Origin of the sequence: Fulvimarina endophytica, assembly GCF_003403015.1 — a bacterium.
Lineage (GTDB): Bacteria > Pseudomonadota > Alphaproteobacteria > Rhizobiales > Rhizobiaceae > Fulvimarina > Fulvimarina endophytica.
This window is the reverse complement of record NZ_QURL01000002.1, coordinates 222,629-249,222: the sequence shown is the minus strand read 5'-3', so window position 1 is coordinate 249,222 and position 26,594 is coordinate 222,629. Positions and strand designations below refer to the sequence as shown.

30 protein-coding genes, 1 tRNA gene and 1 pseudogene are annotated in these 26,594 nt (G+C 65.9%); 12 read left to right on the top strand and 20 right to left on the bottom strand.

Going from position 1 to position 26,594, the window contains the following annotated elements:
- Positions 1-40 precede the first annotated feature (40 nt).
- A complete protein-coding gene (locus DYI37_RS04590) occupies positions 41-499 on the top strand; it encodes an outer membrane protein assembly factor BamE (RefSeq protein ID WP_425365023.1) in 459 nt (152 codons plus the stop codon).
- A 115-nt stretch (positions 500-614) separates the two neighbouring features.
- Here the strand turns inward: DYI37_RS04590 and DYI37_RS04585 are convergent, their stop codons facing one another.
- The 11 genes and pseudogenes from DYI37_RS04585 to DYI37_RS04535 all read right to left on the bottom strand — a co-directional run bounded on the left by DYI37_RS04585 (position 615) and on the right by DYI37_RS04535 (position 9,752).
- Positions 615-1,850 (bottom strand): MFS transporter, encoded by a 1,236-nt coding sequence (locus DYI37_RS04585; RefSeq protein ID WP_116682030.1) that lies wholly within the window; start codon positions 1,848-1,850, stop codon positions 615-617.
- Entirely contained in the window at positions 1,847-2,338 is a 492-nt protein-coding gene (nusB, locus tag DYI37_RS04580; RefSeq protein ID WP_116682029.1) for a transcription antitermination factor NusB, read from the bottom strand. The genes DYI37_RS04585 and nusB overlap by 4 nt, the downstream gene beginning before the upstream one ends.
- Positions 2,339-2,342: 4 nt before the next feature.
- Positions 2,343-2,792: a 6,7-dimethyl-8-ribityllumazine synthase gene (locus DYI37_RS04575; protein WP_116682028.1), complete on the bottom strand. Its 450-nt coding sequence runs from the start codon at positions 2,790-2,792 to the stop codon at positions 2,343-2,345.
- 89 nt (positions 2,793-2,881) lie between these two features.
- A complete protein-coding gene (locus DYI37_RS04570; protein WP_116682027.1) occupies positions 2,882-3,487 on the bottom strand; it encodes a riboflavin synthase in 606 nt (201 codons plus the stop codon).
- Between the two features lie 3 nt (positions 3,488-3,490).
- Positions 3,491-4,612, bottom strand: a complete 1,122-nt coding sequence (gene ribD, locus DYI37_RS04565) for a bifunctional diaminohydroxyphosphoribosylaminopyrimidine deaminase/5-amino-6-(5-phosphoribosylamino)uracil reductase RibD (protein ID WP_116682397.1) — start codon at positions 4,610-4,612, stop codon at positions 3,491-3,493.
- Positions 4,613-4,668: 56 nt separating this feature from the next.
- Positions 4,669-5,157 carry a transcriptional regulator NrdR gene (nrdR, locus tag DYI37_RS04560; RefSeq protein WP_116682396.1) on the bottom strand — a complete coding sequence of 163 codons (489 nt, stop codon included), beginning with the start codon at positions 5,155-5,157 and terminating at the stop codon, positions 4,669-4,671.
- A gap of 106 nt (positions 5,158-5,263) precedes the next feature.
- The gene (gene glyA / locus DYI37_RS04555) at positions 5,264-6,574 is read right to left on the bottom strand and encodes a serine hydroxymethyltransferase (RefSeq protein WP_116682026.1); all 1,311 of its coding nucleotides are present in this window, start codon (positions 6,572-6,574) and stop codon (positions 5,264-5,266) included.
- Between the two features lie 313 nt (positions 6,575-6,887).
- Entirely contained in the window at positions 6,888-8,225 is a 1,338-nt protein-coding gene (locus DYI37_RS04550; RefSeq protein ID WP_116682025.1) for a L,D-transpeptidase family protein, read from the bottom strand.
- A pseudogene (locus DYI37_RS20525) lies at positions 8,222-8,314 on the bottom strand (hypothetical protein); the annotation flags it as partial. The pseudogene DYI37_RS20525 and the gene DYI37_RS04550, both read right to left, overlap by 4 nt.
- A gap of 234 nt (positions 8,315-8,548) precedes the next feature.
- Positions 8,549-9,058, bottom strand: a complete 510-nt coding sequence (gene ldtR / locus DYI37_RS04540) for a transcriptional regulator LdtR (RefSeq protein WP_116682024.1) — start codon at positions 9,056-9,058, stop codon at positions 8,549-8,551.
- Between the two features lie 184 nt (positions 9,059-9,242).
- The gene (locus DYI37_RS04535; RefSeq protein WP_116682023.1) at positions 9,243-9,752 is read right to left on the bottom strand and encodes a DUF6163 family protein; all 510 of its coding nucleotides are present in this window, start codon (positions 9,750-9,752) and stop codon (positions 9,243-9,245) included.
- Between the two features lie 242 nt (positions 9,753-9,994).
- On the opposite strand from DYI37_RS04535, the gene hemB reads away from it, so the two are divergent.
- From hemB to DYI37_RS04510, 5 genes are all read left to right on the top strand, one after another.
- A complete protein-coding gene (gene hemB, locus DYI37_RS04530; RefSeq protein ID WP_116682395.1) occupies positions 9,995-11,017 on the top strand; it encodes a porphobilinogen synthase in 1,023 nt (340 codons plus the stop codon).
- Positions 11,018-11,127: 110 nt separating this feature from the next.
- Complete coding sequence (locus tag DYI37_RS04525; protein ID WP_116682022.1) at positions 11,128-11,601, top strand: RDD family protein; 474 nt, start codon at positions 11,128-11,130, stop codon at positions 11,599-11,601.
- Between the two features lie 148 nt (positions 11,602-11,749).
- Positions 11,750-13,579, top strand: coding sequence for an SLC13 family permease (locus tag DYI37_RS04520; RefSeq protein WP_116682021.1), 1,830 nt, complete (start codon positions 11,750-11,752; stop codon positions 13,577-13,579).
- Positions 13,580-13,595: 16 nt separating this feature from the next.
- Positions 13,596-14,348, top strand: coding sequence for an arginyltransferase (locus tag DYI37_RS04515; protein WP_116682020.1), 753 nt, complete (start codon positions 13,596-13,598; stop codon positions 14,346-14,348).
- A 122-nt stretch (positions 14,349-14,470) separates the two neighbouring features.
- Positions 14,471-15,370 carry a DMT family transporter gene (locus tag DYI37_RS04510; protein WP_245413774.1) on the top strand — a complete coding sequence of 300 codons (900 nt, stop codon included), beginning with the start codon at positions 14,471-14,473 and terminating at the stop codon, positions 15,368-15,370.
- Positions 15,371-15,427: 57 nt separating this feature from the next.
- Here DYI37_RS04510 and DYI37_RS04505 read toward each other — a convergent pair whose 3' ends face one another.
- Complete coding sequence (locus tag DYI37_RS04505) at positions 15,428-15,850, bottom strand: DUF1489 family protein (RefSeq protein WP_116682019.1); 423 nt, start codon at positions 15,848-15,850, stop codon at positions 15,428-15,430.
- A gap of 114 nt (positions 15,851-15,964) precedes the next feature.
- On the bottom strand, positions 15,965-16,096 hold the full coding sequence (locus DYI37_RS20410) for a hypothetical protein (RefSeq protein ID WP_280986904.1): 132 nt from the start codon (positions 16,094-16,096) through the stop codon (positions 15,965-15,967).
- Positions 16,097-16,402: 306 nt separating this feature from the next.
- Between DYI37_RS20410 and DYI37_RS04500 the strand changes: the two genes are divergently transcribed.
- Together DYI37_RS04500 and DYI37_RS04495 are read left to right on the top strand one after the other, a co-directional pair.
- On the top strand, positions 16,403-17,113 hold the full coding sequence (locus DYI37_RS04500; protein ID WP_116682018.1) for a DUF599 domain-containing protein: 711 nt from the start codon (positions 16,403-16,405) through the stop codon (positions 17,111-17,113).
- Positions 17,110-17,394 carry a DUF3253 domain-containing protein gene (locus tag DYI37_RS04495; RefSeq protein WP_116682017.1) on the top strand — a complete coding sequence of 95 codons (285 nt, stop codon included), beginning with the start codon at positions 17,110-17,112 and terminating at the stop codon, positions 17,392-17,394. Before DYI37_RS04500 ends, DYI37_RS04495 begins: the two co-directional genes overlap by 4 nt.
- Before the next feature lie 13 nt (positions 17,395-17,407).
- Here DYI37_RS04495 and DYI37_RS04490 read toward each other — a convergent pair whose 3' ends face one another.
- From DYI37_RS04490 to DYI37_RS04480, 3 genes are read right to left on the bottom strand one after another with little or no spacing between them, the layout of a single operon-like run.
- On the bottom strand, positions 17,408-18,235 hold the full coding sequence (locus tag DYI37_RS04490) for a YdcF family protein (protein ID WP_116682016.1): 828 nt from the start codon (positions 18,233-18,235) through the stop codon (positions 17,408-17,410).
- Positions 18,236-18,241: 6 nt separating this feature from the next.
- Entirely contained in the window at positions 18,242-19,642 is a 1,401-nt protein-coding gene (locus DYI37_RS04485) for a mechanosensitive ion channel family protein (protein ID WP_116682015.1), read from the bottom strand.
- Entirely contained in the window at positions 19,642-20,472 is an 831-nt protein-coding gene (locus DYI37_RS04480) for an aldo/keto reductase (protein ID WP_116682014.1), read from the bottom strand. The genes DYI37_RS04485 and DYI37_RS04480 overlap by 1 nt, the downstream gene beginning before the upstream one ends.
- Positions 20,473-20,572: 100 nt before the next feature.
- Here DYI37_RS04480 and DYI37_RS04475 point away from each other — a divergent pair, with 100 nt between their 5' ends.
- Positions 20,573-21,610 (top strand): heparan-alpha-glucosaminide N-acetyltransferase, encoded by a 1,038-nt coding sequence (locus DYI37_RS04475; RefSeq protein WP_245413773.1) that lies wholly within the window; start codon positions 20,573-20,575, stop codon positions 21,608-21,610.
- A 4-nt stretch (positions 21,611-21,614) separates the two neighbouring features.
- On the opposite strand, the gene DYI37_RS04470 is transcribed toward DYI37_RS04475, so the two are convergent.
- The 3 genes from DYI37_RS04470 to DYI37_RS04460 all read right to left on the bottom strand — a co-directional run bounded on the left by DYI37_RS04470 (position 21,615) and on the right by DYI37_RS04460 (position 23,943).
- Positions 21,615-22,013: a MerR family transcriptional regulator gene (locus DYI37_RS04470; protein ID WP_116682013.1), complete on the bottom strand. Its 399-nt coding sequence runs from the start codon at positions 22,011-22,013 to the stop codon at positions 21,615-21,617.
- 103 nt (positions 22,014-22,116) lie between these two features.
- Positions 22,117-23,526 carry a magnesium transporter gene (gene mgtE / locus DYI37_RS04465; protein WP_116682012.1) on the bottom strand — a complete coding sequence of 470 codons (1,410 nt, stop codon included), beginning with the start codon at positions 23,524-23,526 and terminating at the stop codon, positions 22,117-22,119.
- A 332-nt stretch (positions 23,527-23,858) separates the two neighbouring features.
- Positions 23,859-23,943 (bottom strand) — tRNA-Leu (locus tag DYI37_RS04460).
- Positions 23,944-24,113: 170 nt separating this feature from the next.
- On the opposite strand from DYI37_RS04460, the gene lipB reads away from it, so the two are divergent.
- Entirely contained in the window at positions 24,114-24,896 is a 783-nt protein-coding gene (lipB, locus tag DYI37_RS04455) for a lipoyl(octanoyl) transferase LipB (protein ID WP_116682392.1), read from the top strand.
- Here lipB and DYI37_RS04450 read toward each other — a convergent pair whose 3' ends face one another.
- Positions 24,897-25,196, bottom strand: a complete 300-nt coding sequence (locus DYI37_RS04450) for an acylphosphatase (RefSeq protein WP_116682391.1) — start codon at positions 25,194-25,196, stop codon at positions 24,897-24,899.
- A gap of 236 nt (positions 25,197-25,432) precedes the next feature.
- Here DYI37_RS04450 and DYI37_RS04445 point away from each other — a divergent pair, with 236 nt between their 5' ends.
- A complete protein-coding gene (locus DYI37_RS04445) occupies positions 25,433-25,738 on the top strand; it encodes a hypothetical protein (RefSeq protein ID WP_116682011.1) in 306 nt (101 codons plus the stop codon).
- Between the two features lie 200 nt (positions 25,739-25,938).
- Positions 25,939-26,589: a S24 family peptidase gene (locus tag DYI37_RS04440; RefSeq protein WP_116682010.1), complete on the top strand. Its 651-nt coding sequence runs from the start codon at positions 25,939-25,941 to the stop codon at positions 26,587-26,589.
- The last annotated feature ends 5 nt before the right edge of the window (positions 26,590-26,594 follow it).

Genomic DNA, 26,594 nt, shown 5'->3' with positions numbered 1-26,594 from the left:
TCGATCCTCGGTCCGACGCTTCGAACGGAGACAGAAAAACGTGATCCCCAGCACAAAGGCGCGCCGTGCGGCCGCCGTCGCAGCTCTTGCCGCCATTCTCGGCGCATCCGCCGGCTGCTCCACCGGAGAGGTGCTGAGCGCCGGTTACGTCATGGACGAGCAGACGCTTCAGCTCGTGCCGCCGGGCTCCAGCCGCGAACAGGTGGAACTCGCCCTCGGCTCCCCCTCCACCAAGGCGACCTTCGATGCGGAGGAGACCTACTACTACATTTCCCAGACGCGCTCGCGGCCCGTCGCCTTCCTGACCCCGCGCGTGACCGACCAGCGCGTCCTCGCGGTCTACTTCAACAACGAGAACCGCGTCTCGCGCATCGCCAATTACGGCCTGCAGGACGGACGGGTCTTCGACTTCATTTCCCGCACGACGCCGACCGGCGGCAAGGATGCGACCTTCCTCAGCCAGATCCTCGGCGACACGGTAAGCGGCGGCCCGCGCTGACGGACGGGGACCCGGCGCCCCAACCGGGGCCCGGGACGAGCCGGAACCGATCGGGCCGGAGCCGATCAGGAGGGCGCTGCGGCAGCACCGCCCCTCACCCCTCATGCCGCGATCGTCAGATGGCGGTTTTCGAGCGCGCCCATGGCCCGGCTTCCAGGAGAAGCGCTGCGAGGCAGACGGCGACGACGGGCAGGACCACCCAGTTCATCACGTCCCAACCGGCTCCGACATAGACCTTCCCCGACAGGAAGGATGCGAGGGCGACCAGCGAGAACAGCACGAAGTCGTGGAATCCTTGCGTCTTCGCCCGCTCCTGCGGCGTGTAGACGCTCGCCACCATCGCGGTCGCGCCGATGAAGCCGAAATTCCAGCCAAGGCCGAGGAGAACGAGGCCCAGCCAGAAATTCCAGATCTCGATCCCGCCGAGGAAGACGAGCGCGCTCGCGGCCGTCAGGATCAGCCCGGTTCCGACGATCCTCTCGGCCCCGAAACGCGCGATCAGGCGGCCGGTGACGAGGCTCGGCCCGAACATCGCGAGCACGTGCCACTGGATGCCGAGCACCGAGACGTCCTGATCGAAGCCGCAGCCGACGATGGCGAGCGGTGCGCCGGTCATCACGAAGCTCATCAAGGCGAAGCTTCCGACGTCGCAGACGAGAGCGGTGAGGAACCTGCGCTGGGTGACGATGCGGATGAGCGGCCGGCCGGTATCACGCGTTTCACCGGTCGCCCGCCCGGCCTGCGTCACCGGTTTCGGCATCTTCAGGAGGCTGAGGACGAAGACGCCGAGAAGCGCGAGGACGGCGAGCGTCAGGAAGGAGCCGGCGAACTGGGTCGGCAGAAAGAGTTCGGAGGTGTAGCGGACGGTCTGCGGCCCGACGATCGCAGCCCCGATGCCGCCGACGAGGACGATCGAGATGGCGGTCGACTGGTAGGCGGGCGGGGCCGCATCGCTGGCGGCGAAGCGATATTGCTGGACGAAGGCGCCGCTGAGGCCGAGGCAGAGAAGGGCGAGCGCGAAGATCCAGAAGCTCTGCTGGCCGAGCCCGGCAGCGCCGATCAGCGCGCCGAGACCCATCACGAGCGCACCGGTCATGAAGCCGTATCGACGCCCGATCCACCGCATCAGCGCGGCCGCCGGCAGGGCGCCGAGGGCGACCCCGACATTGTAGGCGGTGACGGGGAGGGTCGCGAGGGACTTGTCGTCGGCCAGAAGCCAGGTTCCGGCGAGACCGCCGGTGGAGATGGCGACGGGCGCGGCCGCCCCGCAGATCGCCTGGGCGCAGGCGAGGATCACGGCATTGAGGCGGGCTGCGCGAAGCGCGACCGTCTCGCCGGCCGTAGAGGTCACTTCCGCTCCGCCGGGCGTCCCTCGGGGCGCGTCTCGCGCGCGACCCGGTCGAGGAGCGCGTTGACGAGCTTGGGCTCCTCGTCCTCGTAGAAGGCCTTCGCCACGTCGACATATTCGGAGACGATGACGGCGACCGGCACGTCGTTGCGCGTCTCGATCTCGTAGACACCGGCCCGGAGGATGGCGCGCAGGGTGGAATCGAGGCGCGACAGGGGCCAGCCGGGCGGAAGGCTGGCATGGATCACCGGATCGATCAGCTTCTGCTTGCGCACGACGCCGGACACGATGTCGCGGAACCAGGCGGCATCGGCGTCGCGATAGGTCTCGCCATCGATCTCCCGCCCCATGCGGAAGGTCTCGTATTCGGCCACCGTCTCGACCAGCGGCGTGCCCGCGATATCCATCTGATAGAGCGCCTGAACGGCGGCGAGCCGCGCCACGCCGCGCTTGTTGGCCGGCCGGAAGGCCCTATCCCTGATCTCCGCCATCGGATCAGGCTCCGAAGCGATCGCGCAGGGCGATCATCTCGAGAACGGTGCGCGCGGCTCCGCCGCCCTTGTCCTTGCGCTTGGGATCGGCCCGCTCCAGCGCCTGCTCCTCGTTCTCGACCGTGAGAATGCCGTTGCCGATGGCGACGGAGCCGTCGAGCGAAAGGTTCATCAGCCCGCGCGCGGATTCGTTGGCGACGATCTCGAAGTGATAGGTCTCGCCGCGGATCACGCAGCCGAGCACGACGAAGCCGTCATATTCGGTACCGTCCGCATCGGCCCCGGAAAGCGCATAGGCGATGGCGGCGGGGGCCTCGAGGGCGCCCGGCACGGTCACGACGTCGTAGGTGACCTCGCTCGCATCGAGTTCGGCCTTGGCGCCGGCGAGGAGGTGGTCGGCAATCTCGTCGTAGAAGCGCGCCTCGACGATCAGCACGTGAAGATTGGCGGCCATGGTCTGTCCTTTCGGGGAAATCCTGGCCGCCGAGATACGCCGCTCGCGCGTTTCAGGCAACCGTTCGCAGGCAGGAAGCGGGGCTCTCGTCAGCCTTTCTGGAACAGACGCTCGGCATATCGCGCGATCTGGTCGACTTCGAGATTGACCGCATCGCCGACGCGCCGGTCCTGCCAGGTCGTCACGGCGAGGGAATGGCGGATGAGCAGCACGTCGAACACGTCGTCCGAGACCGAATTGACGGTGAGCGAGGTGCCGTCGAGGCAGATCGAACCCTTCTGGGCGACGAAGCGCTTCTCGCCCTCGCCAGCCCGGATGCGGAACCGGACGGCCTCGCCCTCTTCCTCGATCGCGACGATATGGGCCCTGCCGTCCACATGGCCCGAGACGAGATGGCCGCCGAGTTCGTCGCCGAGCTTCAGGGACCGTTCGAGATTGATCCGCGTCCCCTCGCTCCAGTCGCCGGCGGTCGAGAGGCGCAAGGCCTCCTCCCAGGCCTCGACCTCGAACCAGCGCGCGTTCGAGCCGTCCTCGGGAAGCGCCGTGACCGTCAGGCAGATGCCGGAACAGGCGATCGAGGCGCCGAGGTCGATCGAGGCCGGATCGTATGCGGTCTCGACACGGAAGCGCCGTCCCTTTTCCAGGGTTTCGACCGATGCGATGCGGCCGATATCGGTGACAATGCCGGTGAACATGGGTCAGGCCCGCCTTTCGAATTCGAACCAGAGATCGGTGCCCAGACTCAGACGGTCCGTCTGCCGGAAGCGCCGCTTGGCCTCGTCGAGTGCGATCGGCGCGGCGATCCCGCCCTCGCCGATCTCGATTTCGCCGCGAACGAGGATGAGACGGTCGACGAGATCGGCCTCGATGAAGCTCGCAGCGACCGCCGCGCCCCCTTCGACGAGGATGTTCTGGAGACCCATAGCACCAAGGTCCTCGAGAAGTTCGGGCAGCGCCACCCGGTTGCTTCCCGGAACCGTGTCGCAGGCGACGAACTCGACGCCCGCTTCGATGAGCGCCCGGCGCTTGTCCGGCTCGGCGCTGCCCTTGGCGACGAGGATGAGGGGCGTGCGTCGCGCCGTTCGCACCAGTTGCATATCGGGATCGATCGTGAGGTCGGGGTCGATCACGATCCGGCGCGGCGAGCGGTCACTGAGGCCGGGAAGACGGCAGTCGAGGCCCGGATCGTCCTCCTTCACTGTGCCGATGCCCACCAGGATCGCGTCGTGACGCGAGCGGACCAGATGGGTCTGCCCGTTGGCGATCTTGCCTGTGATGAAGACCTGCCCGCTCCCCTCCCGGCCGATCCGGCCATCGGCCGAGATGGCGGTCTTCAGGGTGATCTGCGGCCTGCCGAGGGCATGGCGCGTCAGATAGGGCGACAGATCGGAGGAGGCGTCGGCGCGCAGCACGCCCCGCGTCACGGACAATCCGCCGGACAGAAGGATGCGGTGGCCTTTGCCGTCGACGCGCGGATCGGGATCGGCAGCGGCCGAGACGACCCGGGCGATGCCGGCGGAGACGAGCGCGGTCGCGCAAGGCGGGGTGCGGCCGTGATGGGCGCAGGGCTCCAGCGTGACATAGGCGGTCGCACCGCGCGCAAGGTCCCCCGCCTCGCCGAGCGCAGCCGCTTCCGCATGTGGTCTTCCGCCGAGCGCGGTGATGCCGCGCCCGACGATGCGCGGCCCCGCGCCGTCGTCGCGCACGAGAAGGGTCGCGACGGAGGGGTTCGTGCCCGTCTGGCCGGAATGGCGGAAGGCGAGCCGGATCGCTGCGGCCATGAACCGCTCGTCGCCGGGCCGCGGCGGATCGAAGGCCATGTCCGGACCGTCTCCGGCCGAAATCTGCGTATCGGAAGTCCCCGTACGATCCGCCATCATGCCTCCCCCGGCTCGCCGGTCTCGCCGGCGCGTTCGCGCGTCTTCAGCTCCTCGATGAGATCGCCGAAATCCTTGGCCTCGTGGAAGTCGCGATAGACCGAGGCGAAGCGCACGAAGGCGACGTCGTCGAGACCCTTCAGCGCATCCATCACCATCTCGCCGATCGTATCGGAGGAAATGTCCTGTTCGCCGGATTGTTCGAGCTGGCGCACGAGACCGGTGATCAGGCGCTCGACCCGGTCGTGCTCCACCGGACGCTTGCGCATGGCGACCTCGACGGAGCGCGCGAGCTTGTCGCGGTCGAAGGGCACGCGGCGGCCCGACTTCTTCAGGACGTTGAGTTCGCGCAGCTGCACCCGCTCGAAGGTGGTGAAGCGGCCGTTGCAATCGGGACAGACCCGGCGTCGGCGCACCGCCGCTCCGTCCTCGGCGGGGCGGGAGTCGCGAACTTGGCTGTCTTGCGATCCGCAATAGGGACACCGCATGGCTTCACCGCAGCTTTTCAAAACGGAACCGCCGGCTTCTGCGAGGAAGCCGGCGGTTCGTGTCATGCGTCAGATCGGGTGGCGACGGCAAGCCGCCGGTCCGCGATTACATGTTCTGGTAGATCGGGAACCGCTCGGTGAGGGCGATGACCTTTTCCTTCACCGCCGCCTCGGCCGCATCGTTCTCGTCGGAGTTCGACTTGCGCAGGCCTTCGAGCACCTCGACGATGAGATTGCCGACCTCGCGGAACTCGGCGGTGCCGAAGCCGCGGGTCGTCGCGGCCGGGGTGCCGAGGCGAATGCCGGAGGTGATCGCCGGCTTCTGCGGATCGTTCGGGACGCCGTTCTTGTTGCAGGTGATATTGGCGCGGCCGAGCGACTTCTCCGAGGCCTTGCCGGTCAGGTCCATCGGACGCAGGTCGACGAGCATCAGATGGGTGTCCGTGCCGCCCGAGACGATGTCGCAGCCGCCGGCGCGCAGCGTTTCGGCCAGAACCTTGGCGTTCTCGCAGACCGAGCGCTGATAGGACTTGAACTCGGGCGTCAGCGCCTCGCCGAAGGCGACGGCCTTGCCGGCGATCACGTGCATCAGCGGACCGCCCTGCAGACCCGGGAAGACGGCCGAATTGATCTTCTTGGCGATGTCCTCATCATTGGTCAGCACGATGCCGCCGCGCGGGCCGCGCAGGGTCTTGTGCGTGGTCGAGGTCGCCACATGGGCATGGGGGAACGGCGAGGGATGGACGCCGGCCGCCACGAGACCCGCGAAATGGGCCATGTCCACCATGAAATAGGCGCCGACCATGTCGGCGATCTCGCGCATGCGCTTGAAATCGACCTGACGCGAATAGGCCGAACCGCCGCCGATGAGCAGCTTGGGCTGATGCTCCTTGGCGAGCGCTTCCACCTGATCGTAGTCGATGAGGCCGGTTTCGAGATCGAGACCGTACTGGACGGCGTTGAACCACTTGCCCGACATGTTAGGCTTGGCGCCATGGGTGAGATGGCCGCCGGCATCGAGGCTCATGCCGAGAATGGTGTCGCCCGGCTTGATGAGAGCGAGGAAGACGGACTGGTTCGCCTGGCTGCCCGAATTCGGCTGCACATTGGCGAAGCTGCAATCGAAGAGCTTCTTGACGCGCTCGATCGCCAGTTCCTCGACGATGTCCACATAGTCGCAGCCGCCGTAGTAGCGACGGCCCGGATAGCCTTCCGCATACTTGTTCGTCAGCACGGAGCCCTGCGCGTCGATGACGGCGCGGGAGGTGATGTTCTCCGATGCGATGAGTTCGATCTCGTGGCTCTGGCGGTCGAGTTCCTTGCGGATCGCCGACATCACGTCCGCATCGCGCTCGGCGAGCGGGGTATTGAAGAACGTTTCGTAAGTATTGGACTGGCTGTTTGCCGCTTCGCTCATGACAATCTCGCTCCCCAGATCTGTTTTCGGGTATCTCATGGCGCGACCGCCATTCGATATACGGTTCGCAGCGGTCTCTAGCATGGGGGTTCCGCAATTCCAACGCGGCCCGCTACCCTCCCGGATAACAAGTTTCTATCCGTTCGAAGAAGAGAGCCGGTTGCGCCCGTAAGGCAGCCGTGCCGACCGCGCACGCTCCGCGCCCGGCTTCCGGCGATCGCGCGGCCCGAGGCGCAGCCGACCTCTACTCTTCACGCGGCGGGGCAGAAGCGCGCGCGACCGGCACGCTTCCCGCCCGCCGATCCGGCCGAAATCAGAAGCCGTCGCCCTGCGCATAGGGGTTTTCCTGGCCGGCGGCATAGGCCGTTGTCGTCAGCTCGCTCATGGCGAGCTGATCGGCGCCGTCCCGGTGGTAGATGTCGTCCCGGAACTGGACGACCGCCGGATCGGTCGCCCATGCGGTCACATAGGTGAAGTAGACGGGCACCGGATTGGACAGGTCGATGTCCTGGCGCGTGCGCGCCGAAATGACGCGCTCGATCGCCTGGCGATCCCAGCCCGGCTCGTCCCGTGCGAGCCAGACGATGAGGTCGCGAACGTTCTGGACGCGGACGCATCCGGAGGACTCGAAGCGCATCAGCTCCGAGAACAGTCCCTGCTGGGGCGTGTCGTGCATGTAGACCGCATGGGGGTTCGGGAAGTTGATCTTCACCGAGGCCATGGCGCTCTTGGGGCCCGGGTCCTGGCGGAAGAGATAGTTCACTGCCTCGTCCGAATTCCAGTCGATCGCCTGGGGCGGCACCTCCTCGCGATTGCCGTTGAAGATGTGGATGCCGTTGCGCTGGAGATAGGTCGGATCCTTGCGCACCAGCGGAATGATGTCCTTGCGCACGATCGAGGCGGGCGCATGCCAGTAGGGATTGAGGTTGAGGTTCTGGATCCGGGAATTCAGGATCGGCGTCTGGCGATCGACCTTGCCGACCACGGCCGTATGGCGCTGGACCACCTGGCCGTTCTCCACCGCCTCGATCGCGGCGGCTGGAATGTTCACCATCACGTAGCGGGCGGGCATGGCCTCGGCGAGTTGCGTCTGCAGGCGCGCGGCATTGGCGCGAAGCTGGAACAGGCGCAGATCGGCCGGCACGTTCAGCGCCTTGTAGGCGTGCTCGCCCACGACGCCGTCGGCGGGCAGGCCGTGCCGCGCCTGGAAGCGCTTCACGGCGGCGTCCACATAGCTGTCGAAGGCCTGGGACCGGGCCGCCTGTGGCGACAGGTCGCCGGAGATCGCGAGCCGCTGGCGCAGGAGCTCCACATCCGGCGAGACCACGCCGAGCTTCAGGGTATAGCGCGCCGGAACGTTCGGCCAGCCGCCCTGCGCGGCGATCTGCTCGTAGGACTGGATCGCGGCCTGGGTGGAATAGAGGCTCTGGGAGGAGAAGATCGGGCTGAAGGAGGACACCTGCCGGGCGCTGGAGCCGCGTGTGTCGAACTGGTCGTCCCAATTGCCCCGGGCCGGCGCCCTCAACAGGCCGTCCAGCGTCGACTGGGCCTGGGCAAGGCCGGTGAAGCCGAGACCGAAGGCGGCGCTCGCCCCGGACAGGAAGCCGCGGCGGGTGGAGCGTCCATGGATGCTGCGGCGGTTGATCGTCATCGATCGGGTCCCCTCGTCTCGATCAGGTTCTGGCCATGGTGCGGCGGGAACGGGCTCCGCCACGACGGCGCAGGCGGGAGGTGCTGGGCCCCGCCCGCTCACAGTCGTTCGACCATGTCGTTTGATATGAGGATCATTCAGCGCAATGCGGCGAAAGGAAGGATCGGGGCGCCGGCGATTGCGGTTCGGTCAAGGTTGCGGCGACCCTGCAACGATTGGATGACCGGGCGCATAAGAACCGGTTCAGACACGGCGAAACGGCCGCCCGCCATGATGTGCGGGGGCCGTTCGGGGAATGCCGGGGACGCGTATCGAACCGATGCCTAAAGGCGATAGACGATCTGGTCGTTCCAGAACCGGTCAAGGCGCTGGAGGGACTTGTTCATCTTGGAGAATTCCTGCTCGTCGAGACCGCCGACCTTGTCGATCGAGCCGATATGGCGCTCGTAGAGTTCGGCGACGACGCTCGCGATCTCCCGGCCGCTGTCGGTGAGCGAGATGCGCACGGCGCGGCGATCGACGCGGGACTTCTGGTGGTTGATGAAGCCGAGGTCGACGAGCTTCTTCAGGTTGTAGGACACGTTCGAGCCGAGATAGAAGCCGCGGCTGCGCAGTTCGCCCGCCGTCAGCGTCGCATCGCCGATGTTGAAGAGAAGCAGCGCCTGGACGGCGTTGATGTCGGTGCGGCCCTGACGCTCGAACTCGTCCTTCACCACATCGAGAAGGCGGCGATGCAGGCGCTCGACCAGCTGAAGGGTTTCCAGGTAGAGGGACTTCAGATCGCCGGTCGTCTCGGTCTCGGTGGCCGGGCTATGCGCAAGAGTTGCGGTCATGACGGGTCTCCACTGTTGAAGTGATGAGTTCTTCTTTGCCTCATCTTGATGTCAGGTGTAGCGACCGGCCCCTAAAATTCGACTTAAACTACAGGCTTAACAAGCTTTTACGCGATTTCGGCGCTTTTCGTCCTTAATCAAACCTCGCCGAAATCTTGCTCAATCCTTGCCGTCTTGCTTCGCTTCAGGCCCCCGGTGCGGGTCCGGCATCCCGGCTCGGAACCTCCCCGGCCTCGTCGCCCACCGCGCCGCGCCGGGCCTTCCGCGCCTTCATCCAGTCGCGATAGACGAGCGCGCGCAGGCCGAAATAGAGGGCGAGACCTGTGAGATGCACGGCCAGAAGCAGGAAGCGCGATCCGAACAGGATCGGAAAGCCGAGATGCATCACCATCTCGACGAGCACCAGAAGCCCCCAGACCACCGCCGCCCAGCGCGCCATCATCCACAGGCCGATGCCGGCGACGGGGTAGAGCACGGCCAGAATCGGAACGGCGATGCGCCACCAGGACGGCATCAGGTCGAAGCGGGCGGGCACTTCGACGAAGAGCGGAAGGATCGGCGCAAAGCCCACCAATGCCGCCCAGTAGGCGACGCCGATGGCGAGGAGGAAGACGGCGAAGGAGCGCAGGAGAACCGCGGTCACGAGCCGGTGGAAGCCCGCTTCGGGCGTTTCGGTCGGGAGTTCGAGTGTCATGCGGCCGCGCCCGCCATCCACCTCGTCAAGCGCCGCGCACGATCGCGGACCCGTCCCGTCGCGGAGGCGGCAGGGTCTGCCGGCATGGTCTGGAGCACGATGAAACTCTCGTCTTTTTCTTCGCCGGCCGTTTTGTCGGCCGCCCCGATCCTATAGTCAGAAGCGCATGCGCGAAAGGCGCAAGGATGGAAGAGGCCCACCTGCCCCGCAGGAAGCCGGAACAGACGAAGACAGGCAAGACCATGGCCGCACGGGACGTCAACGCGATTTCCAGACAGATTCAGGATGCAACCTCGGGCCTGCGCATGCGCAGGCTGCGCCAGGCCGACTGGTCGCGCCGGCTGGTGCGCGAGACCCATCTGCGATGCGAGGATCTCATCTGGCCGGTCTTCGTGCGAGACGGGAACGGCGCCGAGCCCGTCGTCTCCATGCCAGGCGTCGAGCGCCGCTCCATCGAGGGCTGCGTCGAGGCCGCCAGGGAAGCCCGCGACCTCGGCATACCGGTCATTTCCCTCTTCCCCTATACCGATCCCTCCTTGCGCGACGAGACCGGCAGCGAGGCCCTCAATCCGAACAATCTCGTCTGCCGCACCGCCCGGGCGATCAAGGCGGCGGTGCCCGAGATCGGCATCATGTGCGATGCGGCCCTCGATCCCTATACGAGCCACGGCCATGACGGACTGATGGACGGCGAGCGCATCCTCAACGATGCCACCGTCGAGGTGCTGATGCGCCAGTCGGTGATCCAGGCGGAAGCCGGCGCCGACATCATCGGCCCCTCCGACATGATGGACGGGCGCGTCGCCTGCATCCGCTCGGCCCTCGACGATGCGGGCCTGCGGGACACGATGATCATGGCCTATTCGGCGAAATACGCCTCGGCCTTCTACGGCCCGTTCCGCGATGCGGTCGGCTCGAACGCCATGCTGAAGGGCGACAAGCGCACCTATCAGATGGATTATGCCAATGTGGACGAAGCCCTGCGCGAGGCCGTGCAGGACATCGCCGAAGGCGCCGACATGATCATGGTCAAGCCGGGCCTCGCCTATCTCGACGTCCTGTCGCGGCTGACCCAGGAGCTGAACGTTCCGACCTTCGCCTACCAGACCTCCGGCGAATACGCGATGATCATGGCGGCCGCCGGAAACGGATGGCTGGACGGGGACGCGGCGATCCTCGAAGTGCTGACGGCCTACAAGCGCGCGGGCGCCTCCGGCATCCTCACCTATTTCTCGCCGAAGATCGCACGAACGCTCAGAGGCTGAGAGCGCCCGGGCCTTTCCTTACCGCCACCGGACGCCCCGCTTGCGACAGGGCGCCGCGCTCACCATTTCGAGGGGGACGACAGGTTGCGACAGCGAAAGGACGACAGGACATGGACCGCACGGCGCCCCTCGAGGAGACGATGACGCGAGAGACCGCGCTCGACGAGCCGTGGCTGTACCGCAGCGCGCTTCGGCGACGGACGGCCGCGTTCCTGATCGACTATTCGCTCGTGCTTCTTCTGTCCGTGCCGGCCGCGATCGTCATCTTTCTCCTCGGCATCGTCACCTTCGGCCTCGCCTTCGGGCTCTACGCCTTCATGCTGCCCGCGATCGCGATCCTCTACATCGCCGTCACCATGGGCGGCCGGAGGCAGGCGACCTACGGCATGCGGTTGACCGATCTCGAGGTGAAGCGCCTCGACGGCGGCCGGGTCGATCCGACGCTTGCCGTCCTGCACGGGGTCCTGTTCTGGGCGAGCACCGCGCTCCTGACGCCCGCGGTCGTGCTCGTCGGCCTGTTCACCCGCCGCAAGCAGCTGCTTCACGACCTTCTCCTCGGTACGGTGATCTGCCGCCGCGACTGATCGGCGATGCCGGGGAAAACCGTTCCCCGCCCGCGCGCCTGAGCGACATGCTTTTCCGGTATCGCCACCAGCGATGCCGGGATCGCGCTCTTGCCTTGAACGGATCGCCCGCTGATAAACACCCCTCGAATGGGCGATGCGGGGGCATATGGATTCGATCCACATCTGGGCGACCTACGGGCTGATCGTCCTCAGCGTGGTGGGATATGCTCTGGAGCGATGGCCGATCGAAGCGGTCGCCGCAGCGTCGCTGAGCGCCTTCCTCCTTCTCTTCACGCTGTTTCCCTATACCGGGCCGAACGGCGACCCCGTCACGACGGCGGAGCTGATGGCGGGTTTCGCCAATCCCGCGCTGATCACGGTGATGAGCCTTCTCATCGTCGGGCAGGGTCTTTTTGCCACCGACGCCATGGCGCGGCCGGCCCGGCTCGTCACCCGGCTCGGGGGCCCGACCGGACGCACCACGGTCTTCATCGTGCTTGTCGCGGCCGCCCTCCTCTCGGCCTTCCTCAACAACACGCCCGTGGTGGTGATCTTCATCCCCATCCTCACGGTCATCGCGACCCAGCGGGCCATTCCCGCCGCCCACGTCTTCATGCCGCTGTCCTTCCTGTCGATCCTCGGCGGCATGACGACCCTGATCGGCTCCTCGACGAATCTCCTCGTCGCCGGCGTCGCAAGCCGCGCGGGCGTCGAGATCGGTTTCTTCGACATCACCATTCCCGGCCTCTGCCTCGCGGTGGCCGGTGCCTTCTACGTGCTGAAGATCATGCCGCGCATCCTGACGCCCCGCGACGGCGACCTTGCGCGCACGAGCGATGTCGGCGGCAAGCAGTTTCTCGGCGAAGTGCATATCGACGAGGACCATCCCTTCGCCGGCCTGACGGCGCGGGCGGGCCTCATTCCGGGCCTCAACGAATTCATGCCGCGCATGATCCTGCGCGGCGCCCAGACCTTCCTGCCCCCCTTCGAGGACGTGACGCTCGCCGCCGGCGACCGTCTCATCGTGACTGCGCCGCGCAAGGCCTTTTCGGCGGCCTTGTCCAAGGGCGATCTCGCCTTGCGGACGATCGACCCGGCATCGGGCGCGCAGAATCTCGAGCGCACGCGCAATATCGGCCCCGACATGGTGATGGCCGAGGCGGTGGTGGCGCCGGGCTCGCGCTATGTGGGCCGGACCATGCAGTATTCCGGCTTGAGAACCCAGTTCGAGCTGACCCTGTTCGGCCTGCAGCGCAAGAACCGCATGGCGCGCTCGGCGCTCTCCGACATCCGGCTCGAGCCGGGCGATACGCTGCTCCTGTGCGGGCGCCAGTCCTCGATCAACGCCCTGCGCGGCAATCACGATCTTCTGCTGCTCGAATATTCGACCCAGACCGTGCCCCAGTCGAGCAAAGCGGGTCTCGCGATCTCGATCTTCCTTACCATCGTCGCCCTGTCGGCCGCCGGCGTCCTGCCGATCGAGGTCCTCGCGATGACCGGCGCGGTCCTGATGGTGGCGACGGGATGCCTGACGATCGGCGAGGCCGCCCGCTCGGTGGACCGCTCGATCTACATGCTGGTCGCGGCCTCGATCGCGGCCGCGACGGCGCTGGAGCAGACGGGGGGTGCGAGGCTGATCGCCGATTCCATCGTCGACGCGCTGTCGGGGGCGACGCCGCTCGTCATCCTCTCGGCCCTGTTCTTCGTCATCGCGCTTCTCACGAACTTCCTGTCGAACAACGCGACGGCGGTCCTGTTCACGCCCGTCGCGCTCAACATCGCCGACCAGCTGGGCGTCTCGCCGATGGCGTTCCTCGCCTGCGTCATCTTCGCCGCCAACGCATCCTTCGCCACGCCGATCGGTTATCAGACCAATCTCCTGGTCATGGGACCCGGCCGCTACCGCTTCATGGACTTCATCAAGGCCGGCCTTCCCCTGGTTATCCTGATGTGGTTATGTTTCACTCTGGTCGCGCCGCTCTATTACACGCTCTGAAGGTCGGGGATCATCCGTGACGGTCCATCATCCCCAGTCGCCGCAGTTCTTCCTCACATCGCCCTCGCCCTGCCCCTATCTGCCGGGCCGGGCCGAACGGAAGGTCTTCACCCATCTGACGGGCGAGCGGGCCCCTGCCCTTCTCGATCTCCTGAGCCAGGGCGGCTTCAGGCGCAGCCAGAACATCGCCTACAGGCCGGCCTGCGAGCGCTGCCGGGCCTGCATCTCGGTGCGCATCCTCGTCGACGAGTTCAGGGCGAACAAGAGCTTCAGGCGCGTCCTCAAGCGCAACGAGGATCTCGTCTCCTTCGAGGCGCGGGCCGAGCCGACGAGCGAGCAATATGCGCTCTTCCGCAGCTATATCGACGAACGGCACCTGACCGGCGGCATGAGCGAGATGAGCGTTCTCGACTATGCCATGATGGTCGAGGACAGCCAGGTGGACACGCGGATCGTGGAGTATCGCCGGCGCGTTCCCGGCGCTCTCGGTGGGCCGGAAGCCCGCCAGGGCGAGCTTCTCGCCGTCGCGCTCAGCGACGTGATGGCCGACGGCATGTCGATGGTCTATTCGTTCTTCGAGCCGGGCGCGAGCGAGCGCAGCCTCGGCACCTTCATGATCCTCGATCATATCGAGCGCACGCTTCGCAAGGGCCTGCCGTTTCTCTATCTCGGCTATTGGGTCGAGGGGTCGGACAAGATGGACTACAAGATCCGCTTCCGCCCCCAGGAACACCTGCTCCCCAAGGGCTGGGAACGCTACGAGGGCTGAAGCCGGGCGCGGCGAGGCGCAGGAGTCTCCCGCAGGTCCGCTCGCCCATCGGCAGGCTTGCCTGACGCAACCGGGAGTGCGAAGCGGGAGGAGCCGATCCCCCATTCGCCCGGACATCTGCCTTGCAAGACCCACGCTCCGTCGCCTCGCACCAGTCCGGCCTGATCCTCGTCGGCGTCGGCGGTCTGGCGCTCTCCTTCGACATTCCGCTGATCCGCATGTCGGAGAGCGACTACTGGAGCGTCCTCCTCCTGCGCGGTGTCCTGATCAGTGGCGCCGCCGTCGCCTACTGGGCCTTCCGGCGCTTCGTGCTTGGCCGCGACACGAAGCTCATCGACGGAAGGAAGGGGCTCCTCGTCACGCTCCTCTTCGCGATCGGCGTGACGAGCTTCATCTATTCGATCTTCAACACGGATGCGGCCAACACGGTCTTCATCCTGGCGTTCAACTCCGTCTTCGCAGCTCTCTTGAGCTGGGCGATCTACGGCGAACGGCCTTCCCGCACGACATTGCTCGTCATTCCAGCCACAATCCTCGGCGTCGTGCTGATCATCGGCTCGGGGCTCGGGGCGGGAAACTGGAAGGGCGATCTCGCCGCCCTCGTCGCGGCCTTCTTCATCGCTTTCGCGCTGGTCGTCAGCCGGAGTTCGCGCAGGGACATGCGCTATGCCGCAGCGCTCGGATCGATCGGACCGGCCGTCATCGCCCTGCCGATCGTGGCGGGCACCGGTCTCCAGTCCGAGGCGCCGATCTGGCTGGTCGTGAACGGCGCCCTCGTCATTCCGGTCGCCCTCATATGCCTGGCCGCCGCGCCGATGTTCGTCGCCGCGCCCATCGTCGCCTTCGGCTATCTCCTGGAAACGGTCTTCACGCCCGTCTGGGTCTGGCTGATCTTCGGGGAACGGCCGACGACGGCGGCGCTTCTCGGCGGGTTGGTGATCCTCGCGGCACTCGGCGTTCAGGCCTTCGACGAAACGGGCGGGCGAAGGCGGCGGGCAAGGCAGCCGGCCGAACGCGTCTGAGCGACTCACATCTGGCCGTCCGATACGCCTCGTGGATACCGAAGCACCGGTCCCGCCTCAGAAGATACCGAGATCGCTCAGTTCGTCACGCAATTCGCTCGGCAGGCCGTCATCCGCCGAGGCGCCCGAGAAGTCCGGCGGCGATTCGTGCGGTTCGAGATAGCGCCAGCCCTGGAACGGCCGCTTGGGACGCCGTTCGGTCCGGATCAGGGCGGGCTCGAGCAGAAGCCGGCAGCGGCCGATGCCCTCGTCGTCGGTGAAGGGCACGATGTCGATGAGACGCTGGCGGGCGCAGATCTGACCCTTGATCACCCAGTAGATCGAACCGCCGTCGAGAAGATCGACGCGGCGCTTGGGCACCATGCGTGTCTGGTGCCAGGTGTGATCCGTGCCGGCCTCGCGGATACGGCGTTCGATGAATCCTTCCAGATCCTCGACCGTTTCCGGACCGACGCTGAGCTTCAGAAGATTGAGGGTCATCGCGCTCGATCGGCCGCAATGAGGCATCCGGCGGAGAGAAATCCGTCCGGATGAAGTGCAACCGTCGTGATCGAGAAGCGGATCATGCCCGAAGGCACTGCCGCGCGGAGGGCGTCAGCCGGCTGCAACAGCCACGGCGACGGGCTCTGCGCCGGCGAACAGGAAACCAAATGCCATAATCGCGGAGAACACTGCGACCGTCCAAACGGTCACGCCCCAGCGCGAGGTGTGTACGCTATCGTCCATGAATGCCATGACCTTAGAATTTAACCCCCACACGGACCCGAGTTTCCCCTCCCCGGTCCGAGCGAAGCCGTTAATTAGAGGTTAATCGAACGCCTCGCAAGTGGGTCGAAATTGCAAGTCGGGACACGCTATTTTGCATGGCTTACCCGACCCTTACCAAGGTCCCGCGCCTTGTCTTCATCCCGCAAACGGCACCCTGCGCCGTGATTGATTCACAGGAAACGTGAAGCCACTGGCGAATGACGGCGGCCCCTGCCCTGTCGAATCCGGCTGGTCGAAAGACACGCGCCCCTCTATGCATTCTCCATGACTCTCGACTGGTTGGATCTCGCCGCTCTCGGCCTCTACGTCGCCATCTGGCTCGGCTACAACCGGCTGACGCAATCGCTGTGCGATTCGGACCGCAGCCTCTCCTCTCTCATGAACAGGGAGCGGGCCCGCTGGATGCGCACCGCGCTCGGCCGCGACCTCAGAATGATCGACACGGCGGTTCTGGCGAGCCTCCAGCAGGGTACGGGCTTTTTCGCCTCCGCCTGCATCTTCGCGATCGGCGGCTGCTTCGCGCTTCTGGGCTCGGCCGAGATCATCGCAGAGATCTCGCGCGATCTTTCGGTGGCAGGGCCCTCTAACAGGGTTCTGGTGGAGATCAAGCTCCTCGGCCTCGTGGTGATCTTCGCCTACGCCTTCTTCAAGTTCGCCTGGTCCTACCGGCTGTTCAACTACTGCGCGATCCTGATCGGCGCGCTGCCGATGCGGGCCGATGTGGAGAAGGACCCGGAGGCGGCGGAGGCAGCCCTCGACCGGGCCGTCTCCCTCAACGTCTCGGCCGGCTGGAACTTCAATGCCGGGCTTCGGGCGATCTTCTTCGCGCTCGCCTATCTCGGCTGGTTTCTCGGGCCCTATGTCCTCGTCGCCTCGACGGTCTTCGTCGTCGCGATCATCGCGAACCGGCAGTTCCGCTCGCCGGCCTACAAGAATCTGAAAGCGAACCTCGATCGGTCGGGAGAAGCCCCATGAGCGCGACCGAATTAAGGATCGATTCCGACGAGATCGCGCGCACGATCCTGACACTGTGCGCAGAGCGGGGACCGGACAAGACGGTCTGCCCATCGGAGGTCGCCCGCGCGATCGCGGGCTCGGACGAGAAAAGGTGGCGACGGCTGATGCCGACCATCCGGCACCAGTCGATCCGGCTTGCGGACAAGGCGCGGATCGTCATCCGCCGCAAGGGCCGCGTGGTCGATCCGCACGCCTTCAAGGGCATTTACAGGCTGGCGATCCCGGCCCCGGACGCCTGAACGCCTCTCACGGTCAGAAGCCGGGCTCGGGCCTGAGCGAAACCTCGGCAGGCGCCGGAATCAGCGCATCGGTGCGCCCGGCGAGCCGGTAGGCGAGAAGGCCGAGATATTCGCGGATCGCGAAGTGGACCTTTTCCAGATTGCGCGTCGTCGCCGTCGAGGGACGCCAGACATCGGCTCCTGCGGGCGTGCGGTAATCCACCGGATAGGGCACCACGTCGAAGCCGACCTGCCGGAAGCAGCCGACGGCCCGCGGCATGTGATAGGCGGAGGTGACGAGAAGCCAGGTTTCTCCCGGCCGGGGATCGGCGAGCGCCTTGGCGCGCTGCGCGTTCTCGAAGGTGTCGCGCGCCTCTCCATCCAGAATCAGGCGGTTCGCGTCGAGCCCGAGCGACAGATAGAACTGTTCGGCCGACTGGGTCTCGGGAATATCGTCGCTGAAGGCGGCCGCGACGCCGCCCGAAAACAGCACCTTCGCATCCGGATAGTCCCGCGCCAGCGCCATGGAGACGGTCGCGCGATCGGCCGCTTCGTTGAGTTCGACCAAGCCGCGCGTGCGGGCGACACGCGTGTCGAAACTCCCGCCGAGAACCACGATCCCGTCGACCTTTGCCGGCATCACCGCCGGCCGTTCGAACCGGTTCTCCAGATAGGCGGTCATCGCAAGACCGAGCGGCGAGAGGCTGACGAGGGCGAGCATCAGCGCCGAGAGCGCGAAGAGACCCTTGGCAGTGCGCCGCCGTCTGAGGGCGAAGGCCAGCCAGCCGGCGAGTGCGACGAGGATGATGGCGACCAGCGGCTGCAGGACGAACCAGCCGATCTTGGCGAGATAGAAGAACATGATGGCCTATCGTTCGCCCGCCGCGCCGCCGGGCTTGCCCGGTTCGGCATCTTCGCGCGGTTCGCCCGGTTCGCGGCGGGATTTGCGCAGGATCTCGAAATCGGCGTCCTTCACGTTGAGATCGACGGGCGTGCGCATGATGATCTCGCGATGGGGGAACGGGATGTTGATGCCTTCTGCCTTGAAGGCGTCCCAGATCGCAAGCAGCACCTGCCCCTTCACGTTGACGAGCCCGGCCGGGGCGTCGGTGATCCAGAAGCGGACGATGAAATCGATCGAGGACGAGCCGAAGGCCGTCATCCAGCAGACGACGCCGCGATGGCCCACCACGCGCTCGACGCTCAAGGTCGCCTCCTTGGCGACCGCGATCACGTGGTGGGGATCGGAATCGTAGGAGACGCCGAATTCCACGTCGACCCGCACGAGATCGTTGGAGAAGGACCAGTTGATCACCTTGTTGGTGATGAAGTCCTCGTTCGGGATGAGATATTCCTTGCCGTCCCGCGTCACCACCGAGACGAAGCGCGCGCGCAGTTCGCGGATCCAGCCGAAGGTGTTGTCGAGGGAGATCGTGTCGCCCGGTTTGATCGAGCGATCGAGAAGGATGATGATGCCGGAAATGAAGTTCGAGACGACCTTCTGAAGGCCGAAGCCGAGACCGACGCCGATGGCGCCCGAAAGGACGGTCAGCGCCGTGAGATCGACGCCGACGGCTGCCAGCGAGACCGTCAGCGACAGGAGAATCAGTCCGATCTTGAGGAACTTGCCGATGAGGACGCGAAGGGTCGGCGTCAGCTCTTCCGATTTCTGCACCCGGCCGTCGAGATAGCGGCCGACGAGGCTCGCCAGCCAGAGCGTGATGACCAGGATCAGGATGGACTTGATGATCATCAGCGCCGAGATGCGGTTGTCGCCGACATAGAAGGCGGCCGCATCGAGCGTGACGGTGAGCGGCCCCAGAAGGCCGAGGATGGAGAGCGCGACGATGCCCCAGGCGATCCATGTGATGGCGCGCGACAGGAGGCGGTTGCGCACCAGGCGCGAGGAGACCGAGATGACGAGAAGCGTCAGCGACAGCTTGAAGACGATCGAGACGATCTCGCTTCTCGGCCCGCCCGCGCTGATGTCGAGAAGCGTCGCGAGGAACAGGAAGACGACGAAATAGAGAAGGCCCATGCGCCGGCGGATCGCCACGACGACGCGCAGGAGACCCGGGGCTCCCTTGATGCGCCGGGCTTCGCGCTCGATCGGCTTTCGGGTCAGCCGGTCGGCGGCGAAGGCGAGCACGAGACAGACGAGGACGGCCCCGACCTGGGCCATCTGCGAGGGCTGGTAGAAGAAATCGAGCGCCATCCGGCCCCGCAGCAGAATCTGCTGCCAGAGCTCGTCGAGGCGCTCGATATCCATCAGTCGCGATCCCAGACCGGCGCGAAGGACGGATCGATGAGACGCCCGTCCGGCGAAGCGAGAGCGGAGATCTCCGCGATCTCGTCCTCTCCGAGCTCGATGTCGAAGACCGAGATGTTCTCGGACAGGCGGTCGGGGTTCGACGTGCGGGGGATCGCGCCGACATTGTCCTGGCTCATATGCCAGGCGAGCACGATCTGGGCGGGCGAGCGCCCGTGCGCCTCGGCGATCCGCGTGATCGGCTCCTGGCCGAGAAGATCGCCTCCCTTGCCGATGGGCGAATAGGAGATCATCGCCGAACCGTTCTGCCGGCAGGCCTCCAGAACGCTGTTCTGGGACAGCATCGGGTGATACTCGACCTGGTTGCAGACGAGGGGCTTGTCGGACACCGTGACCGCTTCGCGGAAGAGCGCGTTCGGGAAGTTGGCGACGCCGATATGCTTCGTGAAGCCTTGGGCGAGCGCGCCGTTCAGCGCGTCGATACTCTCCTCGAGCGCGATGTCGGGATTGGGCCAGTGGATCAGCAGCAGGTCGACCGGGCCGATGCCCAGCCTGTCGACGCTGGATTTGGCGGCCTCGATCAGCTGGGCGCCGGAGATGTCGGTCCACCAGACCTTGGTGGTCACGAACAGGTCCGCGCGGTCGGCGCCGCTCTGGCGGATGCCCTCGCCGACCGAAGCCTCGTTCTCGTACATGCGCGCGGTATCGATGTGGCGATAGCCGGTCTCGATCGCCTTGGCGACGAGATCGACGCACTGGTCGCCTTTCAGCGTGTAGGTTCCGAGCCCGAGTGCGGGGATGGACGCGCCATGCGCCTCGATGATCTTCATGATGGTCTCTCGATTGGGCTTTGGTCCTGCCGGCACTTCCGGCCTCTCTCCAAAGAAGATAGGCAGGGAGCCGATCGATCCAGAACGGGAAAGCCCGGAAATGTCGGAAATCGTTTCATCGCGCGCGCCCGAAGGTTCGGCCGGACAATCGCCCGCTCCGAGCGAGCGCGGCCGCGTCGTCGCCATCGACGTCGCACGAGCCCTCGCGCTCGTCGCCATGGCGATCTACCACTTCACCTGGGATCTCGACAATTTCGGCTATGTGCCGCGCGGCATGGCGACGAGCGGTGGGTGGATCGTCTTCGCCCGCTGCATCGCCTCCAGCTTCCTGTTCCTCGTGGGTTTCAGCCTCGTCCTCGCCCATGCGAAGGGCGTGCGCTGGAAACCCTTCTTCACGCGCCTCGCGCAGATCGTCGCGGGCGGCCTCGCGATCACGGTCGTCACCATGGTGGTGACGCCGGAAAGCTATGTGTTCTTCGGCATCCTGCAGCACATCGCCTTCGCCTCGCTCGCAGGCCTTCTCTTCATCCGGCTTCCCGCCGCTCTCACCTTCCTCCTCGGCCTCGGCGCGATCGCCCTGCCCTTCGTCTTCCGCAGCGAGGTCTTCGATCCGATCTATCTCGTCTGGATCGGGCTCAACGCGACTCCGCCCTTCTCCAACGATTTCGTTCCGGTCTTCCCCTTTTTCGGGGTCGTCCTTCTCGGCATCGCCTTCGGGCGGCTGACGGTGGACCGAAACCTCCTCGCCTTCGTGCGGCGGAGCGTCGATCCGAAGCTCGGGCCCTTGCGCCATCTGGCACTGCTCGGCCGTCACTCGCTGGCCTTCTACCTGATCCACCAGCCGGTTCTGTTCGGTCTCGTCTTCCTCGCGACCCTCGTCGTTCCGCCCGATCCGAACCTCGCCTTCTCGCGCGACTGCCGCCAGACCTGCCTTGCCACCAATAGCGAGGCGTTCTGCGCCAACTATTGCAGCTGCTCGAAGACGGCGCTCGACGAGACCGGGCTCTTCGGGTCCATGATGGCCGGGCAGCTGGACGAGATCCAGCGACAGAGCGTGCGCGACATCACGCAGCGCTGCTCCTATGAAAGCTATGAGCGCGAAGGCTTCGGTGCCGCGGCTCCGGGCTCCGGCGGCTGACCCTTCAGGACTGGCCGGCCGTCTCGCCGATCTCGGAGAGGCGGGCCTCGCAGGTCTCCTCGGCATTCTTCAGATCGCTGAGGAGGTCGGAGATGTCCCGCTGCTTCTGTTCGAGCTCGGCCTTTCGTGCGCGCACCTTTCCGAGAATCGACTGGAGCTGCCCCACCTCGCCCGGCGGTGCCTTGTACATGCCGACGATCTCGCGGATCTCGGCGATCGAGAAGCCGAGCCGCTTGCCGCGCAGGATGTTGCGCAGAAGCTGCCTGTCGGACTGGCGGAAGAGCCGCGTGCGGCCGCGGCGAACCGGATGGATCAGCCCCTCGTCCTCGTAGAAGCGGATGGTCCGCGTCGTCACGTCGAACTCGCGCGTCAGATCGGAAATCGAGAAAAATTCGTCCTGCATGGTGGTCGCGCGCCTTCCGTTCGGGCGGCGCTCCGCTGCCGCCCGGTCCTGCGATGCATGAAGCCAGATTTACGTAAAAGTCAAATCCGCTTCCGCCGCGACATCACAGATTGAACCACCAGGCCGCGAGCCCCAGAAAGGCGAAGAAGCCGACGACGTCCGTGACCGTGGTGACGAAGGTGCCGGAAGCCAGAGCCGGGTCGGCGCCGAGATTGTCGAGGACGAGCGGGATCAGGATCCCGGCGAGCGCGGCGGCGATCATGTTGACGATCATGGCGATCGCGATCACCTGGCCGAGACCGGCATCCTGGAACCAGACGGCCGCGACGAGGCCGATGATGACCGCGAAGAGAACGCCGTTCACGAGCCCGATCAGGCTTTCGCGCCGGATGATTCGCCCGGCATTGCGCAGATCGATATCGCGCGAGGCGAGCGCGCGCACGGCGACCGTCATGGTCTGCGTCCCCGCATTTCCACCCATGGACGCGACGATCGGCATCAGGACGGCGAGCGCGACCATATGCTGGATCGTCGCATCGAACAGGCCGATCACGAGGGAGGCGAGGATCGCGGTCGCAAGATTGACGAGAAGCCAGGTGAAGCGCGAGCGCACCGCCGTCAGAACCGTATCGGAGATCTCTTCGTCGCCGACACCGCCGAGGCGCTTGATGTCCTCCTCGGCCTCGGCCTGCACGATGTCGATCACGTCGTCGATGGTCAGGACGCCCACGAGCCTCTCGTCGCGGTCGACCACGGCCGCGGAGAGAAGATCGTATTGCTCGATGATCTGCGCGGCCTCTTCCTGGTCCATCTCGGCCGGAATGGCGTGGCGCGTGTCGTGCATGATCTCGTCGATCTTCTCCAGCCGCTTGGCCCGGAGGATCCGGTCGAGTTCGACCGCGCCGATCAGCTTGAACATCGGATCGACGACGAAGATCTGGGCGAAAGAGGTCGGCAGGTCCTCGTCCTCGCGCATGTAGTCGATGGTCTGGCCGACCGACCAGTAGGGCGGAACCGCGACGAACTCGGTCTGCATGCGCCGACCGGCCGATTCCTCCGGATAGTCCAGCGAACGGCGCAGCCGCATGCGCTCGCGGAAGGGCAAGGCGGCGAGAATTTCCTTGCGGTCGTCCTCCTCGATATCCTCGAGAATGTAGACCGCGTCGTCCGAATCGAGTTCGCCGAGGGCGGCCGCGATCTGCGGATTGGGCATGGCGCCGACGATCGAGAGGCGGATGGCCTCGTCGACCTCGGTGAGCGCCGAATAGTCGAAGTCCTCGCCGAGAAGGCGCACGAGGCCCTGGCGCGGCTCGTTGTCGAGAGTTTCGAGAATGTCGCCGAGTTCGGACTCGTGCAGGGGCTCGACGAGGGATTTGAGCGTCGGCGCGTTTTCCGCCTCGACCAGATCCTCGATTCGCGACAGGAACGCGCTTTCGACGAAGCCGTCCTCGTCATAGATGCCGAGGTCGCGAGCCTGCTCCGAGGTGCGGCGTGCATCCAGGGTTTCGATCATGATCCCTCCCTCTCCGGGCTCAAGCGCGAACAGCTGCGTTGAGGAGGCTCTAGAGGCTTTCGCCGGCCGGCGAAAGGCGCGATCGCGCCATAGACGACACAGGATCGTCAGCAGGCCTCGCTTACGACATTCGGGAAAATGGCCGGAAGGACGCAGGACCGGCTGCGCCGTTACCTTGCTCTATACCTGATCCGATAATCGCCGACGTCGGGCTGCATGAGCAACCTCGAAGCTGAAGCGAAATGCGAGGGGGACAGTCTATCCCCGCACCTTGCAGGAAGTGCGGGGTTCAGGGCGATTTCCTTAATGAAATCAACTGCCCCGAAAAGTAATGGTGCGGTCGAGAAGACTCGAACTTCCACGGGTTGCCCCACAGCGACCTCAACGCTGCGCGTCTACCAATTCCGCCACGACCGCACGCCGTGTCCGAAGCGTTGGTATCGCTTCGGTGAGCGGGCATGTAACAAGACTTGCCGAAGGCCGCAAGAGCAATTCTCGACGGCAGAGCAAGGGAAATGTTCGCGCCGATCAGAGGCGGCGGTGCGGAGGATCTTTCGTGGCCCGCGATCGCCGACTATCTTGCCGCGATGGCCGACCTCTCTCCCGCTTCGTTCCCTGCCCCCGCGGCGGGGCCGCGTCTTTCCACGAATGCCCGGCAGTTCCTGCCCGCCGAGGGCGCGCCACCGGTCGCGTGGACGATTCTGGGCGGCCTCACGCCCTATCCGCAGGCCCTCGCCCTCATGGAGGAACGCGTGGCCGCGATCGATCTCGGCGAGGCGCCGGAGACGATTTTCCTTCTCGAGCATCCCCCGCTCTACACGGCCGGGACGAAGGCGAACGCCGCCGACCTCATCGATGCATCCCGCTTTCCGGTGTTCGAGGCCGGCAGAGGCGGCGAATACACCTATCACGGGCCGGGCCAGCGCATCGCCTATGTCTGCCTCGACCTGAAGCGACGGCGGCAGGACGTGCGCGCCTTCGTCGCCGCGCTCGAAGCCTGGATCATCGCGACCCTCGCGGAGTTTCACATCAAGGGCGAGCGCCGCGAGGAACGGGTCGGCGTCTGGGTGGAGCGGCCCGAGCGGCCGCCGCTCGCGAACGGCGCCCTGGCCGAGGACAAGATCGCGGCGATCGGCATCCGGGTCCGCAAATGGGTCACGTTCCACGGCATCTCGCTGAACGTCGACCCCGATCTCGACCATTTTTCCGGCATCGTGCCCTGCGGCGTCCGCGAATTCGGGGTCACGAGCCTCGCCGATCTCGGGCACCTCGTCTCCATGCCCGAAGTCGATACGCTGCTCAGACGCAATTTCGAGGCGATCTTCGGCCCGGTCGTAAGCCTGTCCGAAGCGGACGAGGCGCGCGGATGATCAGGCGGTCGGCCTGATCTCGAAGTTTTCGAGAACCGCGAAATCCTCGCCGCCGTCCTCGCCTATATCGATCCTCTCCACGCGATCCACCGCCGCAAGCGAGGGCCCCTCTTCGAGATCGGCGAGAAATCGCCGAAGATCCTCGCTCGCGCCGGCGGCGAGGACCTCAACGGCGCCGCTGGACCGGTTGCGGCACCAGCCGGTCAGCCTCCGCATCTCGGCAGCCTGCCGCGTCCATGCGCGAAAGCCCACGCCCTGGACCCGGCCGTGAACGAGGACCCTGATCCTCTCCTGCGCCACCGCCACGTCTCCGTTCTTCGTTCACCGGGGAGAAACCATATGGCGCGTCCGGCACCTGGGGCGAAGAGCCCGCAGCACCGGCGCCTCGGGACAATTCGGCGGAACGGACTGATTCGGAAACACGAAATGACGTCGCCGCCGGTGGCGGCCCCCTTTCGTTCGATCGGCCCCGGGTGTAGTATCCCCCTACAGGTGACGGGAATTTTATCCGCAGCGTTTCATCGGAGAGTCATGTCATGTTCGACGACAGACCGATCGCCTGTCACCGGCAGCCGGCTGGCGAATTCCAGGGCGATTTCACCGAGGACGGGCAGTTGCACCTGATGGTCGCGGGCCTTCGCAACTACAATCTCGGCTTGCAGAAGCTCCTTTCCGCGCTCGCTCCCCAGGAGCCGACCGCAAACCGTGAACTTCTGGCTTGCGAAAGGGCACTTTCGCCCGTTTTGGCGAGGCGATCGACGAGGGATGCGGCCTCCCGCATGCCGTCCTTCGTTCGCGCAGCCGAGAACATCTCGTCGCAATCGCTTCCCCACCGCGCCTGAACCCGGGTCCGCCGAACCTGCAGCATGAGGTGGCGGGACTTGCCCGGTCCTGTCCTGCCGCGATCCTCGACGTCCTTCCCCCATGGTGGACAAGGATGGGCGTTCGGCCGTCCGGTACCGGTCACGATGGACAAATGCCAAGAGACCACGTAAGCCCTATTAAGGACAATTTTCCTCACTCCGTTCGGATAGCGAGGCCCATGTTTTCGCACGAGAGTATCTGGTCGGCGATCGATGGCCTGGCGGCGCGTCACGGTCTCACGCCCTCGGGCCTTGCGAAGAAGGCGGGCCTCGACCCCACCACCTTCAACAAGTCCAAACGCATGAGCGCGGACGGGCGGGCGCGGTGGCCGTCGACCGAATCGATCGCCAAGGTGGTCGAGGCGGTGAACTCCTCCTTCGCCGAATTCGCGGTTCTCGTCTCGGGCGAGCGATCGCCCCCCCAGATGACGATCCGCGACCGGGCGATCTCTGTTCCCCTTCTCGGCCTTGCCGAGGCCGGCGGAGGCGGGTTCTTCGACGATGCGGGCTTTCCGGCCGGTCACGGATGGGACGAGATCACCCTGCCCGATTCCAGCGGCGAGCCGATGTATGCGCTCGAGGTTTCGGGCAAGTCCATGGAGCCGCTCTATCGGGAGGGCGACCGGATCATCGTCTCGCCCACGGCCTCCGTCCGGCGCGGCGACCGCGTGGTGGTCCGCACCCGCGCCGGAGAGGTGATGGCGAAGATCCTCCAGCGGCGGACGGCCCGCACCCTGGAACTCGCCTCCGTCAATCCGGACTTTCCGGTGCGCCAATTCGCGATCGAGGATATCGACTGGATGGCGCGGATTCTCTGGGCGAGCCAGTAGCGGGC